At 41.6% G+C, this 17911-nt stretch carries 18 protein-coding genes; 9 read left to right on the top strand and 9 right to left on the bottom strand.

The features are described from left to right. Window positions 1-76: 76 nt before the first annotated feature. Together OCU78_RS22495 and OCU78_RS22490 are read right to left on the bottom strand one after the other, a co-directional pair. Window positions 77-1303, bottom strand: coding sequence for a S1 family peptidase (locus tag OCU78_RS22495; RefSeq protein ID WP_137371875.1), 1227 nt, complete (start codon window positions 1301-1303; stop codon window positions 77-79). 237 nt (window positions 1304-1540) lie between these two features. Next, window positions 1541-2722 (bottom strand): winged helix-turn-helix domain-containing protein, encoded by a 1182-nt coding sequence (locus tag OCU78_RS22490; protein WP_137372260.1) that lies wholly within the window; start codon window positions 2720-2722, stop codon window positions 1541-1543. Between the two features lie 190 nt (window positions 2723-2912). On the opposite strand from OCU78_RS22490, the gene OCU78_RS22485 reads away from it, so the two are divergent. Continuing rightward, window positions 2913-3149, top strand: coding sequence for a DUF1059 domain-containing protein (locus tag OCU78_RS22485; protein ID WP_137371874.1), 237 nt, complete (start codon window positions 2913-2915; stop codon window positions 3147-3149). Between the two features lie 184 nt (window positions 3150-3333). Here the strand turns inward: OCU78_RS22485 and OCU78_RS22480 are convergent, their stop codons facing one another. Next, on the bottom strand, window positions 3334-4134 hold the full coding sequence (locus OCU78_RS22480; protein ID WP_137371873.1) for a Cof-type HAD-IIB family hydrolase: 801 nt from the start codon (window positions 4132-4134) through the stop codon (window positions 3334-3336). A gap of 160 nt (window positions 4135-4294) precedes the next feature. Further along, window positions 4295-4849, bottom strand: a complete 555-nt coding sequence (locus tag OCU78_RS22475; protein WP_137371872.1) for a TetR/AcrR family transcriptional regulator — start codon at window positions 4847-4849, stop codon at window positions 4295-4297. A 123-nt stretch (window positions 4850-4972) separates the two neighbouring features. Between OCU78_RS22475 and OCU78_RS22470 the strand changes: the two genes are divergently transcribed. From OCU78_RS22470 to arsB, 3 genes are all read left to right on the top strand, one after another. Further along, a complete protein-coding gene (locus OCU78_RS22470) occupies window positions 4973-5512 on the top strand; it encodes an HPP family protein (protein ID WP_137371871.1) in 540 nt (179 codons plus the stop codon). 138 nt (window positions 5513-5650) lie between these two features. Beyond that, window positions 5651-5986: an ArsR/SmtB family transcription factor gene (locus OCU78_RS22465; protein ID WP_137371870.1), complete on the top strand. Its 336-nt coding sequence runs from the start codon at window positions 5651-5653 to the stop codon at window positions 5984-5986. A 159-nt stretch (window positions 5987-6145) separates the two neighbouring features. Then, window positions 6146-7198, top strand: a complete 1053-nt coding sequence (gene arsB, locus OCU78_RS22460; protein WP_137371869.1) for an ACR3 family arsenite efflux transporter — start codon at window positions 6146-6148, stop codon at window positions 7196-7198. Window positions 7199-7367: 169 nt separating this feature from the next. On the opposite strand, the gene OCU78_RS22455 is transcribed toward arsB, so the two are convergent. Together OCU78_RS22455 and OCU78_RS22450 are read right to left on the bottom strand one after the other, a co-directional pair. Further along, window positions 7368-8261 (bottom strand): PA4780 family RIO1-like protein kinase, encoded by an 894-nt coding sequence (locus OCU78_RS22455; protein WP_137371868.1) that lies wholly within the window; start codon window positions 8259-8261, stop codon window positions 7368-7370. A gap of 101 nt (window positions 8262-8362) precedes the next feature. After that, the gene (locus tag OCU78_RS22450; protein WP_137371867.1) at window positions 8363-9244 is read right to left on the bottom strand and encodes a LysR family transcriptional regulator; all 882 of its coding nucleotides are present in this window, start codon (window positions 9242-9244) and stop codon (window positions 8363-8365) included. 126 nt (window positions 9245-9370) lie between these two features. Here OCU78_RS22450 and OCU78_RS22445 point away from each other — a divergent pair, with 126 nt between their 5' ends. The 5 genes from OCU78_RS22445 to glpD all read left to right on the top strand — a co-directional run bounded on the left by OCU78_RS22445 (window position 9371) and on the right by glpD (window position 15537). After that, window positions 9371-9802: a PACE efflux transporter gene (locus OCU78_RS22445; RefSeq protein ID WP_137371866.1), complete on the top strand. Its 432-nt coding sequence runs from the start codon at window positions 9371-9373 to the stop codon at window positions 9800-9802. 386 nt (window positions 9803-10188) lie between these two features. Next, on the top strand, window positions 10189-11049 hold the full coding sequence (locus OCU78_RS22440) for an MIP/aquaporin family protein (protein WP_137371865.1): 861 nt from the start codon (window positions 10189-10191) through the stop codon (window positions 11047-11049). Between the two features lie 126 nt (window positions 11050-11175). Then, window positions 11176-12696 carry a glycerol kinase GlpK gene (gene glpK, locus OCU78_RS22435; RefSeq protein ID WP_137371864.1) on the top strand — a complete coding sequence of 507 codons (1521 nt, stop codon included), beginning with the start codon at window positions 11176-11178 and terminating at the stop codon, window positions 12694-12696. A gap of 217 nt (window positions 12697-12913) precedes the next feature. Next, the gene (locus tag OCU78_RS22430; RefSeq protein ID WP_137371863.1) at window positions 12914-13699 is read left to right on the top strand and encodes a DeoR/GlpR family transcriptional regulator; all 786 of its coding nucleotides are present in this window, start codon (window positions 12914-12916) and stop codon (window positions 13697-13699) included. Window positions 13700-13947: 248 nt separating this feature from the next. Beyond that, a complete protein-coding gene (gene glpD / locus OCU78_RS22425; RefSeq protein WP_137371862.1) occupies window positions 13948-15537 on the top strand; it encodes a glycerol-3-phosphate dehydrogenase in 1590 nt (529 codons plus the stop codon). Window positions 15538-15712: 175 nt separating this feature from the next. Here the strand turns inward: glpD and OCU78_RS22420 are convergent, their stop codons facing one another. From OCU78_RS22420 to OCU78_RS22410, 3 genes are all read right to left on the bottom strand, one after another. Next, window positions 15713-16297 (bottom strand): TetR/AcrR family transcriptional regulator, encoded by a 585-nt coding sequence (locus tag OCU78_RS22420; protein WP_137371861.1) that lies wholly within the window; start codon window positions 16295-16297, stop codon window positions 15713-15715. A gap of 248 nt (window positions 16298-16545) precedes the next feature. After that, window positions 16546-16782 (bottom strand): YdcH family protein, encoded by a 237-nt coding sequence (locus tag OCU78_RS22415; protein ID WP_137371860.1) that lies wholly within the window; start codon window positions 16780-16782, stop codon window positions 16546-16548. A 182-nt stretch (window positions 16783-16964) separates the two neighbouring features. Continuing rightward, entirely contained in the window at window positions 16965-17540 is a 576-nt protein-coding gene (locus OCU78_RS22410) for a DUF1439 domain-containing protein (protein ID WP_240701686.1), read from the bottom strand. Window positions 17541-17911 lie beyond the last annotated feature (371 nt).

Raw genomic sequence — 17911 nt, 5'->3', positions numbered from 1 at the left:
ATGTATTTCATACTAATCAATATACGAACCTAATAAAAAAGAACCGCTGCCGGTTCTTTTTATTATTCATACTTAATCATTTTCTTTTTCTATACAGCCCAAGCCCAAACAAACCAAGAACAGATAAGAATCCGATAGAGCCTCCTGAAGATCCGCCGCTATTTAAAGCAGGAGCAGGTTGAGGTTCAAGTGTTGGAGTTGGATCAGGTGTTGGTACCGGATCTGGCGTTGGCACAGGCTCAGGCTCAGGAGTCGGAACTGGGTCTGGTGTTGGTTCAGGCTCTGGAGTCGGAACCGGATCTGGCGTTGGTTCCGGAGCTTGATCACCCACAGAATGATAATTGCTCGTGTCTAAATTCTTATCATAAACGAGAGGGCTTCCAGGGTTATAGCCTTCATTATTGATGACATCATTAATCCAATCTTGGTAATGAATAAGTTCAGTAAAGTTAGAATGTACACTACTACCACTATTTACAATCCCAACCTGAATCTGCTGCCCGTTTGAATGGTTGTAAAATAGAGGACCACCAGAATCACCCTGTCCTGTAACACCATAGTCACCGCGATTATAGTCAGGGTGGATAGTGCATATTAACTTATCTATATGGGCATAACCTGAGACATAACATGTGTCATCCCCTAGCAGCTTGGTTTGACCATATTGCAGCACGTCAGGGATATAGGTGATAAACCCGTTGTCTTCTTTTGCATACCCTAACCCAACCATGTCTAGCATTGTATCCGGCACATCGTATTCCTTATCAAAAGGCAATGTAATGGATTCAACATTATCAATAGGGTTAATCGGTGTTTGTAATTCTATAATTGCGATGTCGTAAATTCTTTCATCAGCAAGCGTAAAGCCGAGTGCTTGATGTTTAAATTTAAAGTTCGGATTAGCGTAAAAGTTTTTAACAGCTTTTAATTCAGATTGATTAACATCCCTTGTCGGGTTTTTTACTAAAATCTTAAGACTATGCTTATCTATAGGTGCATAAACCGCAGCTCTTTGGATTCCCGAAGAAGTATTACCCGGAACATTATAGACAGGAGCAGAGGTTTGATAATAAAGACAATGCGCAGCCGTTAAAATAAGCGTATCACTAAGAATAGAGCCGCCACAGAACTGACTACTTGCTTGACCTTGTTCCAAACGTAATTGTGCGTAACTTTTGAACTTACTTACGTCTGCATCATCACCACCAATGACATAGGCTTCTGGAATAGCCTGACCAGCAGCAATACCAGCGCTGAAGCACATCGTCGTTAGCAGCATCGGAATAGTATTTATCTTTTTCATATGCCCCCTCTCCCTGAGTATTTTATAAACCCGGAGGTTAACATAAAAACAACAAGTTCAAGGGACTAGAAATCCAATTAGGACAACAAGTTAAACGGTATCGTTCTAAATTCCCCATGTAACATAGAGATGAACTTGCAGAACGGAGCTCGCTTCATAAGCATTTATACGCTCATTGAGTTAGAGTCGACCTACCATCATTACTGCTAAATAAAAACGAGTGCAAATTTTGCTGAGCTACCCATTAATACCAGCCAGGTTAGCTTTGTGTATGATAAGTTCTTGTGCTTGATTAAAATCCATAAAACCGGTGAGCTCTTCTCGTAAAGCTTGAACAAAACTTTCTTGCTTGCTGGATCCCCACTTCTCAACAGCGCCTTCCACCACTAAATTATTAATATTCAGCACTGATGTTTTTCGATCCACTTTGCAATCCATTCTTCCCACCAATTCACCCTGCCATAAAATGGGCAAGCAGAAGTATCCGAACTGCCGTTTTGGCTCTGGCACATAGCATTCAAGCAAGTAATTGTAGCCAAACAATGCCTTCATGCGCTTTCTTTGAATCAATAGGTTATCAAAGGGAGACAAGATTTTGAGCTTGCTTCTCGCGAGTGGACGATTTAACAAATCTAAAAATCCCGGCAAGACAAAGTATGCGAGACCATTGACCGAAATCTGTACCACACTTCCCTCTTCTAGCATTTCAGACAGCGCTTTCATCACCAGCGGCTTGGTGTTTTTTAGTAAGTAAGACATTTCAGCAGCCAGTCCAAGCCCATTCGCCTTCAAAAATTGAGTCACTAAATAGCGTGCATACTCTCCCGCTGTGGGAACCGAACTATCTATAGTTTCAGGTACAACTCGCTGCGTTAAGTCATAAACCTTATGAAAATTTGAACGTGAAGACACCATTAAGTCCCCTTGCATAAACAAGGTTTCTAATGCTTGCTTAGCTGGCTTTCCACCCCAGCCCCCCTTGTGCTTTCTTTCACCCTCGAAATCTTTAGCCATTAACGGACCTTCACTTTCGATGCGTTGAATAACACTTTTCATCAATTCATGATTAGGCTTATACCAATGACTTAACGCACCCGTTTTAAAGGCTTGTTTTCGGTACAGACTGAAACGGTAATCACGCATAGGCAAGTAAGCGGCAGCATGGGACCAATACTCAAAGACTTCTCTATTTTCTACTAACTCATCAATATGATTAAGCTGATAACGCGGATTCCGATTCCACAGCGTGTGGTGGTGGGCTCTTTGAATCACAGAAATAGTATCTATTTGGATATAGCCAAGCTGTTCTATCGCTGAAAGAGTATGAGAAATCGCACTTCCTTGCGCTTTATTTGTGGGTGGAAGGTCTTGCGATAACAAGACTAACTTTTTAGCTTGGGAAGGAGACAAAGAATCCATTTTCATACTCTCTTGAATCTGTTCGAAGCCGATTAACATACGCGATTTCATCCGTTTTCACAAAATCATAACTTTCAAACAAAAAATACTCGTAGTTAAGTCGCTAATGGTTGAATTTATTACCTGAACAAGGCTATAAAGAGCTCACAAAAGTCTGAGGACTTAATAAGAAAAAGGCAAAGGAGCTCAAATGAAAACGATGACTTGTAAACAACTGGGTGGCGCGTGTGATGAGGCATTCACAGCAGCAACATTTGAAGAGATTGTTGAACTAAGTAAGACACACGGAATGGCAATGTTCCAACAGCAAGATGCGACTCATATGGCAGCGATGATGGAAGTACAAAAAATGCTTCAAGATCCTGCAGCTATGATGCAGTGGTTCGCCACGAAAAAACAAGAATTTGACAACCTAGCTGACGACTAAACCTTAGAAGCTGAATAATCGAAACTGAGTGGTCATAGCTGAGTTATCGAAGCTAAATGATAAAAGCTAAGTGATAGAAGTTAAGCTAGAAAAGCTCACTAACGAATAACAAAAAAGCCAGTGACTATCAGTATGTACTGTGGGCCACTGGCTTTTTTATTTTAGATTTTTATGTGAAAGTTGACTATGACGCTAGTAACTCACGAAGCACAGTCAGAACACCTGAATCTTTATTGCTTGGAGCCATAAAACGCGCCGTCTTTTTTACGGTTTCATGGGCGTTTTCCATTGCGTAAGAGTGGTAGCTCTCTTTCAGCATTTCTAAATCGTTCAGGTAGTCACCAAAGCTCATGGTTTGTTCATGAGTAAAATCTAAGGTTTGCTGTAAGTGCTTTAAAGCCGCGCCCTTCGATGCTTCGGCATTCATGACATCTAACCAAATCTTCGCACTTACCACCACCTGATAATCAGCCCCAAACTTGGCTTCAATTGACGGGTTTACATGTTCTTGTGAACCATCAAAATGGCAGATTGCCACCTTAATAAAATCATCTTCAACCGCTAGTAAATCAGCAACTTGCTCACAACGGTGATAATACTTAGAGAATTCTTTTAGTGCGTCTTGATTCTTTGTTTCTACGTAAGCTGATCGCTTACCACACAATACAATGTGCGCGCCTTCAATCTGCCTTGCTTCTTCAATTATGGTTACGATTGATGCTTTATCAATTGTGCAGCTGTAAAGCTCTTTTCCTTGATGCATCACTAATGTGCCGTTTTCAGCAATAAACATCATTCGATCTTTTAACGGTGCGAACGTTTCAATTAAGCTGTAGTACTGACGGCCCGAAGCGGCAGCAAACATAATCCCTTTTTCTTCTAACTGCTGGTACACATCGAAGAATGCAGGGTCTAACTGGCTATATTCATTCAGCAGCGTGCCATCCATATCAGTGGCAATGAATTTAATTGATGGTTGTAGCATCTGTAGGGCTTACCTTAAAAAATTGGGTGCATCAAAAGTGCACTTAAAAATGGAATACCACCATTTCGATGATGGAAATATTCATATATTACTTGGCGTAAGATTTATCACTTAACATTTTTTGATACAAGCGGATTAGCAGCACTAGCTTGCTAGATAATCAAGCTTGTACCAGCGCTTGCACAGACTGGCGATACTGGTTTTGGTCTGCCATGCTAACTCCAAACTCACTTCTTACAATCATCCCTTCAATAAAGGTCATAAGAATTTCAGTCTTCATCTCTATTTGTACTGCGTTCAAATTATCACTCAATTCTAGACAGCCAATAATCGACTCTTTAAGCCACGCTTTGTGCTGATAAGACAACATCGCCACCGTTTCTTCTGTCTCTTTGAACTCAGCTAAAGCATGCATGAACATACAACCTTTGAAATCTGGCTGCTCAAACCAATCAAAATGCCAATCTAACAAGGCGTCCAAACGATCCATTGCTGATGAATGACCATCCACCCAGCTCGCTAAGCTTAATTCAAATCGCTGGTGTCTTCTGGCTAACACCGCTTCAATCAGCTTAGTTTTCGAACCAAAGTGGCGATACATCGACGTCTTAGAGACCTCTGCAGAATCACGAATCATATCGACTCCTACAGCAGTATATCCAAACTGATTAAACAAGCTTTCTGCAACATCAAGGATATGTTCTTTCTTACTCATTCACTTTCCACGAATAAATGGGGTTGCAGAGAGTGTACAGATCTGTATTATAAATGTCGATCGGTACAGATCTGTACACTTTGATTTTTAGGATCATTAATTTTGTAAACCAATAAGGGGCATATGATGGATAAATTAAAAGGTGGGGGCGCTTTACCCCCGCAACCAACATTCAGCCAGATTTTGAAAGGGTTTGTTGGCGGGACTTTAGGCATTCTGGTTCTTTCACTTTTAGCTGAGTATTCAGGTTCTCCTTGGTTAATCGCACCGTTTGGCGCAACCTGCGTGCTCATTTTTGCCGTACCTTCTTCTCCTTTGGCACAACCAAGGAATGTTATTGGCGGGCATTTTATCTCTGCTGCTGTTGGGCTTTTGGCACTTTACGGCTTAGGTGATTCTTACATTGTGCTCTCATTTTCAGTAGGTACGGCAATCATGTTGATGCAATTTTTAAGAGTCGTTCACCCACCAGCAGGGGCAAACCCAATTGTGGTGATTCTTGCAGGAACCAGTGCTGTTGATTGGTCTTTTCTGTTCACGCCTGTACTTGTGGGAAGCATAGGACTCGTGTTGATAGGTTTAGTCGTGAACAACACATCCACAGCACAAAACTGGCCAATTTATTGGCACGGAATGACTCGTAAAAGCTCAACCAGCCAATAATCAAAATAATAACTCACTTCAGTTCTGTGCTTGAGGGGAAGGAATCCAATAAAATCACTGCAACTAAAATAATCAGTTGACCCAAAAACTGATCAGGACTACCATTAATCGCCTTTTAACGATTAATGGTAGTGAGCAATGACTTCAACATGCCAACCATCACTGAATTGCCTTATTCCTGAAAAAAATGAACAGCAGGAAAGTGATTTAGCCGCATTAGCAAAAGCCCTCTCACACCCGGCACGCATCAGAATTCTCAGTATATTATCCGCATTAGAGAAATCTGGAGGCTGCTTGAATAGTGATCTTGTGACTGAGCTTGGACTCGCACAATCTACCGTTTCTGAACATTTACGCATTTTGAAAACATCGGGTTTTATCACGGCGGAATCGATTCCACCTAAGATGTGTTACCGCATAAATAGAGAAACCATTAAACGTTTTGAAGGCATCATAGATAACGTTTTAAATTAATAGAACTCACAAAGCACGCTCTGTACATCAATAATATGCGTGCTTTTTTAACAAACACATTAATCGTATTTCGACGATTTACGATTTAAAAATTACAATTCGAAAGCTTACGATTGATAAACTTTTGTCCCCAACATGACCAAATTAGAGGTAATTGTTATGCAACCAAAACTCGGTTTTTTAGATAGATATTTAACATTGTGGATTTTTGCCGCGATGGGGATTGGAGTATTGCTTGGCATTCTATTTCCACAAATTGAGCAATGGAATGAATCCATGTCTGTTGGCACAACCAACATACCCCTCGCGATTGGCTTAATTTTAATGATGTACCCACCTTTGGCTAAAGTGAATTACAGCCTGTTAGGTACCGTTGTTAAAGATAAACAAGCCATCAAATTGTCACTTATCATGAACTGGATTGTTGGCCCGATTTTAATGTTTGTGCTCGCGATTACTTTCCTAGGTGACCACCCAGGCTACATGGTCGGTGTAATACTGATTGGTTTGGCTCGATGCGTGGCGATGGTATTGGTTTGGAATGATATTGGCGGCGGTAACAAAGAATACGGTGCAGCCTTAGTTGCATTGAATAGCGCATTCCAAGTTGTCAGCTACAGCTTCATGGCATGGTTGTTCATTAGCGTTCTTCCACCAGTATTTGGCTATGAAGGCATGATGGTTGATATTTCAATGACCGATATTGCCCACAGTGTGCTTATCTATCTTGGTATTCCATTCCTAGCGGGTTTCTTAAGCCGTAAGATCTTAGTGTCGATGAAAGGTGAGCAATGGTACAACGAGGTATTCATTCCACGTATTTCACCAATAACGTTGATTGCGCTGCTTGCCACTATCGTACTGATGTTTAGCTTAAAAGGTGAAATGATTGTTGAACTGCCAATGGATGTTTTACTCATTGCTGTGCCACTGACCATTTACTTCACGGTGATGTTCTTTATCAGCTTCTTCATTGGTAAAAGAATGGGCATCGCTTACGACAAGAATGCTTCGATTGCTTTCACGGCAACAGGCAATAACTTCGAACTCGCGATTGCAGTCGCCATTTCGGTTTTCGGCATTAATTCAGATCAAGCGTTTGCTGGAGTGATAGGTCCTCTGATTGAAGTACCCGTATTGATTTACTTAGTTAATGTGGCTCTAAAAATGAAAGACAAATACTACCCACAGACGGTAACAACTGAATCATAACTCGTACTCAGCGGCATGAAGGGCGTTAAGCTAAGCCCTACAAAAAATAGCCGTGCCAGTATAAAACTGACACGGCTATTTTTTATTGTTCACTACGCTTATTTAATCAGATAGAGAAAGATTCGAACTTAAATTCATCAGCAAGCATTCAAAGAAAACAGAAGTAACGTTATTCGTTATTATCTGCCCAGTTAAACTTGCTTTCATCTACCCCTTCTTTCGCCTCTTTAATTCGCTCTCGTCTAAAGCGTTCTTCAGCACGAGCATCGTCAATTTCTTTCATGATTGCGTCAATATCGGCTTCACTATCGAGCTCTTGGAATTCACCAGTCAGTTCTGTCTCTGGCGTCAATTCACCTTTTTCATACAGAGCCCACATTTCTTTGGCGTATTCAGTTGTTAATAGTTCTGGTGCAAATTGACCGTAATATTGACGGATATTGTCAACATCTCTCGCTAACATCCATTCGGCGTTATTGTTGGCAGACGCATCAACCGCTTGGGGTAAATCAATAATGACCGGTCCATGCTCATCTACTAACACATTAAATTCAGATAAATCGCCATGAATGATGCCCGCGCAAAGCATCTTCGCGACATAGCCCATCATTGTTTTATGGTCTCGCACCGCTTGCTCAGCAGGGATCTCCACGTCATTCAACCTAGGAGCGACATACCCTTCGTCATCAGTCACAAGCTCCATAAGCAGAACACCGTCAAAACAGCCAAAAGGTTCTGGTACTCTTACGCCAGCCGCTGCCAGTTTATATAACGCATCCACTTCTGCGCTTTGCCACACTTTTTCCTGCTGTTCTCGACCAAAGCCAGAGCCTTTTTCCATTGCCCTTGCTCGGCGGCTATTACGAACTTTACGACCCTCACGGTAAGCCACAGCTTGCTTAAAGCTGCGCTGGCTTGCCTCCTTGTACACTTTGGCACAACGAATCGTATCACCACAGCGCACAACGTACACTGAAGCCTCTTTGCCACTCATTAACTGGCTTTTCACCTCATCGACTAAACCATCGTCAACTAGAGGCTGTATTCTCTTAGGTATTTTCATAGCATCCTTATACCCTAGTTCTCTGATAGATGTAATCTTAAGCTGTGTTCTGGCTTCTATTAATTCAAAAAAGTCTTCTATTAATCTGGCAAGGTTTTTTATTAATCCAGTAAAGTCTTCAATTTGTCTTCCAACCAAAGCTGCGCAGGCCCTTTCACCTGTAATTTGGAAGTGACGAGATCAACAGGCGGGCTCCAAGCTTTATGATCAAACGAGCTATTAATCTCGACTAACGTTTTGTTCTTAACTTCTGCTTCTACCATATGGTGCGGCAAATACGCCCAACCCGCTTTACTATTCAAAACAACGTCTTTGATTGCTCTAAAACTCGTAGACCACCAGAACTTGCCAGCAATAGTCGGGAATTGATCAATAAGCCCGCTATTATGACCTCGTAGCACAAGCTGACGATGCAAAATGAAATCACTCACTTTAGCTTCTTCTAGTTGGGCTAAAGGATGAGATGGATGACAAACTGCATAAAAAGGTAAGTTACCGATAAAGCATGGATTGGTATCCATATTGAAATTCAAATCAGTAAACATAAGCCCAATGTCCGCACGAGACTCTTCAATTAACCCAATCACATCAGTACTTGATGTAGAGATCAGATCAACTTCTGTGGCGGGAAATGTCTGACTAAATACATCAAGGATCTTCGCTAAAGAAGGTAAGAATAATGCGTCATCAAAAGCGACTCTCACTAACCCTTCTTCATTATTACCTATCGCATTGACCGTCACATTGAGATCTTCTACCTGCAAGACAATGGCTTTAACTTGTTTGAAAAGCTGTTCGCCTTCTTGAGTTAAGGTCGGCTTTCGTGTTGAACGGTCAAATAATTGAACATCGAAATCAATCTCAAGATTACTGATCCCTTGGCTAACGGCTGACTGCACTTTTCCTAGCTTACGTGCGCTGGCAGAAAAAGATCCAAGCTCCACAGCCGCAACAAACATCCTGAGTTGTTCAATGTTATACATCTCACTTACCTTCTTTTTAACTCGCCAAACCATCAGCAATAGTGATGGTTATAATCTTCTTATAATCACAAATAAAGATATTATTATATCCAGAAAATCCAGATAAACGAAAAAATAGAGAAACGCATGTCACATAAAGAACGAATTTTACACATGGTGCTATTTGAACTTATTGCTTTAGTCATAATGGCAGGGCTAGCAACCTATATTACAGGTAATGGTGCTGGAGAAATGGCGGGCTTGGCACTTGCGATGTCGTTAATCGCAATGGGATGGAATTACCTTTATAACTTGGGTTACGACAAACTGTTCGGCGCAGACCGCACCAAAAGAACAAAATCAGTTAGGGTACTACACGGGCTTGGATTCGAATTAGGCTTACTTGTGGTGACCTTGCCAGTGCTGATGTGGGTACTGCAACTTGATTTCTTAACCGTATTTATTATGGATATTGGATTAGTGATTTTCTTTGTACTGTACGCTATTGGATTCAATTGGGCATACGATTCGGTCAGAAACCAATTGGTCGCAAAAGGGAAAGTAGCAGCTCTGGTTTAATCATTTAAGCTCCACGTGACAAGCTCGTAACATTTCAAATGAATATAATGGTTGGTAAGTGTTCATTACCAGCCATTTCTCCCTTTAAAACGCTCCCCAAGTGTAATTATTCACCACTCATGCAGCAGTATCACAAAACTCCTCCAACCAGTTGTATATTACCGCTCATAAGCGTAGTTTTAGCCCCCATAACAGATTTATTTGGAATAAAACACTTTCAAATGAGCCCCGACTAATGAGCAAAGTTGCTCCATTTAACAATTAACGCTCCTTTCATTAACAAATTCATGCTCAAACACTCACTTTTAATGTTCGTTTGTTTTCGAATTGGCAAATTTATGCAAAATACACCCTGCTAAATAAGCACAACTAACAAGGACTCGAACATGACAACAAACAAACACCCTTCCTTATTCGGAGAGTGCCTCGCGGAATTTATTGGTACTGGGCTACTAATATTCTTTGGCGTAGGCTGTGTAGCTGCACTGGTTTTAACAGGCGCAACATTTGGGCAGTGGGAAATCAGCATTGTATGGGGCTTTGGTGTCTCTATTGCTATCTACTGTACTGCCGGCGTTTCCGGTGCACATATTAACCCTGCGGTAACCATTGCCTTGGCCATGTTCCACGGCTTTGATAAGGCGAAAGTTGTACCTTACATTATCTCTCAATTACTTGGCGCATTTTGCTCTGCGGCTTTAGTTTACAGCCTCTACAGCAACTTATTTACTGACTACGAAATCGCAAACAACTTCGTTCGTAGCAGTCAAGATGCACTATCAACTGCTGGTATTTTCTCGACATACCCACATGCTTCACTTTCTTTCTTCGGCGCTTTTGCTGTGGAATTCGTGATTACAGCAGTACTGATGTTCGCTATTTTGGCTTTAGGTGATGAGAACAACGGCGCATCACGCGGCGCAATGAACCCATTACTGATTGGTATTTTGATTGCAGTGATCGGTGGCTCACTCGGTCCACTGACTGGTTTCGCTATGAACCCAGCACGTGATTTTGGACCAAAACTCTTCGCTTACTTTGCTGGCTGGGAATTCGCACTCACCGGTGCTCGCGATATTCCATACTTCATCGTACCTATTCTTGCTCCAATTGCTGGTGCGTGTTTCGGTGGTTGGTTGTATCCGAAAGCGATTGCAGCTTACCTACCTGTAGAAGGACAAGGCTGCACAATCCCAAACCAATGTGACACAGAAGAAGAAAAAGAAGCTGAACAAGCTCGAGCTTAAACTTTTGCTATGAGCTGTTAGCTATCGCCTAGAAGCCATAAGCCATAAGCCATAAGCCATAAGCCATAAGCCATAAGCACTCTACATTGACTAAAATATAAATAACGAAACAAAAGGATTCTTACCATGACCGAGCAAAAATACATTGTTGCATTAGACCAAGGCACAACCAGCTCTCGCGCTGTAATCCTCGACCATGATGCAAACGTCGTCAGCTCATCTCAAAGAGAGTTCACACAGATTTACCCGAAAGCGGGCTGGGTTGAGCATGACCCAATGGAAATCTGGGCTACGCAAAGCTCTACGTTAGTTGAAGCATTAGCAAAAACAGGCATTCGCAGTGACGAGCTAGCCGGCATTGGTATTACCAACCAACGTGAAACGACGATTGTATGGAATAAAGAAACGGGTAAGCCTGTTTATAACGCGATTGTGTGGCAATGTCGTCGTACTGCTGACATTTGTGAAGACCTTAAAGCACGCGGTTTAGAAGACTACGTTCGTGATAATACTGGTTTAGTCCTTGACCCGTATTTCTCAGGAACCAAAGTAAAATGGATTCTAGACAACGTGGAAGGTGCTCGCGAAGAAGCAGAAGAAGGTAAATTACTCTTCGGTACTGTGGATACTTGGCTAGTTTGGAAGATGACACAAGGTCGCGTACATGTAACGGATTACACCAATGCTTCACGTACCATGTTATTTAATATCAATGATTTATGCTGGGATCAAAAGCTACTTGATGAAATGGGCATTCCAGCGTCAATGATGCCTGAAGTAAAACGCTCTTCAGAAGTGTATGGCCAAACGAACTTAGGTGGTAAAGGCGGAACGCGTATTCCAATCGCTGGTATTGCTGGTGACCAACAAGCTGCATTATTCGGCCAAATGTGTGTAGAAGCGGGCCAAGCGAAGAACACTTATGGCACGGGCTGCTTCTTATTGATGAACACTGGCAAAGAAAAAGTGACGTCTAAGAATGGTCTACTGACAACCCTAGCCTGTGGTCCTCAAGGTGAACCTGCTTACGCACTGGAAGGTGCAGTCTTCATGGGTGGCGCATCAATCCAGTGGTTACGCGATGAAATGAAGTTACTTGCCGATGCAAAAGATTCTGAATACTTTGCAACAAAAGTGGATTCTTCAAACGGCGTGTACGTAGTTCCTGCATTCACCGGTTTAGGCGCACCATATTGGGATGCTTACGCTCGCGGTACCATTGTTGGCTTAACTCGTGGTGTGAACTCTAACCACATCATCCGAGCAACCTTAGAAGGTATTGCCTACCAAACTCGTGATGTACTAGATGCAATGCAAGCGGACTCTGGAATTAAACTGGCGAACCTTCGTGTTGATGGCGGCGCGGTTGCGAACAACTTCTTAATGCAATTCCAATCTGATGTATTGGACACAGAAGTTCACCGACCTGAAGTAACGGAAGTGACAGCTTTAGGTGCTGCTTACCTTGCAGGTCTTGCTGTTGGCTTCTGGGATAGCATTGATGAGCTACAAAACAAAGCCGTATTGGATCGTACTTTCGAACCGCATCACGACGAAGAAAAACGCGCGCGTCGCTACAAAGGCTGGAAGCGAGCAATCAAGTGTGCACAAACGTGGTCTCAGCTTCACGATGATGACGAAGAATAACTCGATTTCATAAAATGACATCAAAGAGCATCTATTTAGGTGCTCTTTTTACTTATTAGCTCCCAAGTTTTGGTATTTCCGCCCCCTTTTGGGACTTTAAACCATAATTACTGACTTTCGTCACTTCTCTACACTCTCCAATTCGAGCACAATAGCGCGAGTATATATTTTCGAATTTGATGCACTAGAGCTTTTTCTGTGTGCGAAGGAGTGGTAATTGAAACAAATACCAAGACACCAGCAAATTGTTGATCTGGTGAAAACGCAAGGATATGTCAGTACCGACGAGTTGGTAGAAAAATTTGAGGTGAGCCCGCAAACTATTCGTAGAGACCTCAATGAACTGGCAGATAGCAATAAAATCCGCCGTTATCATGGTGGGGCGACCATTCCTCTTAGTTCAGAGAACACCTCATACAACACTCGTAAAGCTCTGAATTTTAATGAGAAAGATCTAATAGCCGAAGACTTGGTCAAGCACATTCCTGATGGCGCAACATTATTTGTAGACATAGGCACTACGCCGGAAGCTGTTGCACGCGCACTGAACAAAAATCATAAACAATTGCGCGTTGTCACTAACAACATCAATGTGGCTAGTATTTTGTTTCCCAATCCTGAAATCAAAGTCATTCTTGCCGGGGGTGAAGTCCGCAGTCACGATGGTGGAATTGTAGGGGAAGCAACTTTAGATTTTGTTAAACAATTCAGTCTTGATTTCGGAATTTTAGGTGTCAGTGGTATCGACTTTGATGGCTCACTGCTTGATTTTGATTACCATGAAGTAAGAGTGAAACAAGCCATCATCGACAATAGCCGCAGCATTTTCCTTGCGGTTGACCATACAAAATTTGGGCGTAACGCGATGGTTAAGCTGGGTCAAATCACTCAAGCTCATATGGTGTTTACTAACCAACAACCACCACAAGAAATTCTCAGTATTCTCAATGAGGCATCGATTCCTTTAGAAGTCATCGAAACAGGTATCGTTCCCTCTGAATAATCTAACCATCGAATAACAGAATAGTTAATTTACTGAAAAGCTATAACTGCATTCGATGGTAGGAGTATTTACTTCTATACTCAATAAAACCTCACTAAGCCTCTTCTTATTTATAAGTAGAGGTTTTTTTATGCTCAAATCACAGAAAACGCTCATAAACGAAAATAAAAAGTGACCGAAAACGAAAGTTCATATAGGATTTGTTTATGTTCTAAAATGCTCGTTCGCTCACGAAGGAATCATAAATTATGAGTGCTCAACAAAATAATTCAAAAAATAGCCAATCCTCCACTTTAGATTTAATCGTGATCGGTGGCGGCATTAATGGCGCAGGTATCGCAGCTGACGCTGCAGGTCGAGGTCTTAATGTTGGTTTGTATGAAGCCAATGACTTCGCATCAGCGACTTCCTCTGCCAGCTCTAAACTTATCCATGGCGGCTTACGCTACCTAGAACATTATGAGTTCCGTTTAGTTTCCGAAGCACTCGCTGAACGTGAAGTGCTATTAAGAAAAGCACCGCATGTTGCTCAACCTATGCGTTTTCGTTTACCTCATCGCCCATTTTTACGCCCAGCGTGGATGATCCGCTGTGGCTTATTCCTTTACGATAATTTAGGTAAACGTACGACTCTTCCTGGCAGTAAAACGGTTAACTTAGCAAAATCAGGGCTACTCAAACCGGAAATGAAAACTGGCTTCGAGTATTCAGATTGTTGGGTCGACGATGCGCGTATGGTGCTTCTCAATGTGTTAGCAGCAAAAGAAAACAACGCAGAAGTTCGTAACTACTGTCGCGTAGAGAAAGCCCACCGTGAAGGTGATATTTGGCATGTAACGATTCATGATGTCGTGACGGATGAGCGCTTTGAACGTAAAGCAAAAGCGTTAGTAAATGCAGCAGGACCTTGGGTGAAGCAGTTCTTTGACGATGGTTTAGAGCAAGAATCACCACGTAATATTCGCTTAATCAAAGGCTCACACATTGTCGTTCCACGAATTCACAATGAACCACAAGCCTATATCTTGCAAAATAAAGACAACCGCATTGTTTTTATGATCCCGTATCTAGATAAGTTTTCTATTATCGGAACCACCGATCTAGAGTACAAAGGCGACCCTCGTGAAGTGGCTATTTCTGATGATGAAGTGGATTACTTAGTCGATATCGTTAATCAACATTTTGTCGAACAGTTAATTCGTGAAGATGTAGTGTGGACCTACAGCGGTGTAAGACCACTGTGTGATGATGAATCTGACTCTCCACAAGCGATTACTCGCGACTACACACTAGAATTAGATGCAGAACTTGACCAAGCACCGCTGCTTTCTGTCTTCGGTGGGAAACTAACTACTTACCGTAAATTAGGTGAAGCAGCGCTTAAAAAGCTGAGCCCATACCTTTCAAATATGGGGGCTCCATGGACAGCAAATGACACGCTACCGGGCGGTAACTTTAGCTGTAGCCGTGAGCAACTCGCTGACATGATTCATTCAAAATATGAGTGGATGTCTGAAGCTTTACTGCTGCGTTACGTTACCCAATTTGGCACGTTAACGTGGAATTTACTGGAGGGCGTGAGCACCCCAGAAGACTTAGGCATTGCTTTTTCAGATGAAGCAAATGGCGTGTACCAAATCGAAGTTGATTACCTGATCAACCAAGAGATGGCTGTAACAGATGAAGATATTCTATGGCGCCGTACGAAATTAGGGCTGTACCTTAATGCATCTGAGCAAGAGGCAATTTCTCAATACGTGAAAGACAAAAGTGCAAAGGATGTAAGCGTACAAACAAAAGACCCAAAAAAGGTCGTGGAGTTTTCACAAGTAGGGTAACAATCAACAACGTCTGAATTAACGTTAAACAAATTCATCCACTAATGGCTGAATTTCGATACAAAAAGACCACGTATTTATACGTGGTCTTTTCTATATGTGATTCTAAATAGTGGCGACAGCTAAACAGCTCAGTATGAATAACCTAGATAAAAATATGAGAGTTTGATTGGCCTCAAAATGGGTGATATTTAAAAATATCGTCAATCATGTCATTGAGCAGTGCTTGGCCTTTATTGGCTCGTGCGTAAGTTCTTAAACCCATAATCTGAACCTGAACATGCCTTGCTAGCTGCTGTGGGTCTTTATCTTGAGAAACTTCACCTTGCTCTTGTGCAAGTTCAATAACTTGTAAAAAGGCATTTTCCATCACACCAAGCAAACGCTGGGCTTCTGCTAATACTTCGGAATTATCTTCAGTTAATTCAGATATGGTTTTCGCCAACATGCACATACCGCTTGGTGCCGTTGCTGATTTATCGATTATGGTATGACGAACAAATAACTTTAATGCTTGCAGTGGCGAGCCTGCTTCTTGTTGGCATTGAGCTAAATGCGCTAAGCCCATATCCGCGTATTTCGCTAACGCTTCTTTGAACAAACCTTCCTTACTACCAAAACTTGCATAAATACTGCCAGGCCTCATATCAATTACATCTTGAAGGTTGCGCATCGAGGTGCCATGAAAGCCTTTCTCCCAATACAAGTTGGTCGCTTTTTGGATAACCTCTTCTCGATCAAACTTTGCTATATTCGCCATTGTTCTACCACTTAGTAAATATGAACATCTGTTCAATTTTATCGACTCTTATTATAAAGATCCACACCCATTTATTATCTGCCAAGTCTACACCCTGCTTACTTGGCATAAGTCAGTATAAATATAGGTATGGCTGAGTGGATTACTTTAAAAAAAGAAAAAGCCTCATAATGAGGCTTTTCAATTTGGTGTTTACTTAACCGAAACCAGTAATCTGTTATAACGGTTTAATAGAAGTTTAGGGCAATTTAGCCCACTAAACGTTGATGTAGTGAATCTTTAAGCACCGCTCTATCATGCTTCAATTGATGCATTTCACCATCATCAATTGGAGAGCCATCTAGCTCAAGTTTACGTATTTCTTTATCAAGCTCGTCATATTTCGCCATGTCACTTGCAAACACTTCGTCTGTTTTTACCAAACTCGTAATTGCATCTTTCATTTCTGGAAATTCGCTTAGAAGAGAGTGATTTTCACCTAGCATAGAGACCCCTTTGATCGATAAATAAAACCTATTGATTGCTTATGCAAGCCTTCAGTGATTTACCATAGCAATTGCCATATTGAACAAATGAGATCTAGGGCACAGCATGAAATAAAGGTCATATGGCAAGGGGATTACCGAGTATTTAACTTTGAATACGAATGGTGATGTCCTTAAGTTTTTTAGTCAAACAGTTCAATAACAAGCTGATTATTTCTAATGACTAAATTAGGTTCTGCTGTTTTAATTAACGCTTCTTGAACCTTAGCGCCATCCAATTTATAAACAGGGTGCTGAGATAAAGCTTGTCCTATCATCGCAACGGCTGGCTTTAATAAAGTTTTCACTTCAGGCGTCAAGCTCTGGCTATGCTCTTCCAGTTTTTCAAGTCTTAATGATTTAAGAAACACTTCCCCTGTTTCTTGATTGTATTCAGGAATAGCACTAAATTCGATGTCTAAATCTAGCCCCATATTAGGTGCACTCAGCACTTGAACCAATGCATTTGTACTGGAAAAAACAGAAATTCGCTCTGCCTCTTCACGCCCAATTTTAACGTTGATGTCTTCTACCGATACTCGAGCATACATAACATTTTGAACACCAACCGACTGTTCAAGACTGACATTATCTTGCAGGTATTGGGTCATATCACTTTCCGTAATGTTGTAGCTTACACATCCGCCCAGCGCTAAAGCCGAAAACAATACTAATGTTGATCGACACGCTTCAAAAAATTTCACCATAGTTCTTATCATCTACACCACTCTTTATGTTATTCGCTATGCATGCACTAAAGCTAAGCAATATAGATGGAGTGACCCATCAAGCATATCAGGCGTTAAAGGCTCTGAACTTTGGTTACAATTCAAAGCTAATGCATAGCCATGAAGATAGCCCACCAGCAGATCTAACGCTCGTTTTTTGTTTCATCATTTAAAGATAGCAGGCTTCATACATGATCAAAACGCTCACTAAAGACATCTGAAGGCCCCAATGCTTCCATCTTTAATACTGGGGACTTTCAGCTACAAAGCTCTACAACTTATCTAGACGCGATTGTGCAGAGTCACTTTATTCGTAAGCGTTATTAGTTGAGCAAGAATGATTAAAACTTGATTTCCCTCTA

It is taken from the genome of Vibrio gallaecicus (genome assembly GCF_024347495.1).
Classification (GTDB): domain Bacteria; phylum Pseudomonadota; class Gammaproteobacteria; order Enterobacterales; family Vibrionaceae; genus Vibrio; species Vibrio gallaecicus.
The sequence above is the reverse complement of the archived record's forward strand: the minus strand, read 5'-3'. Positions and strand labels throughout refer to the sequence as shown.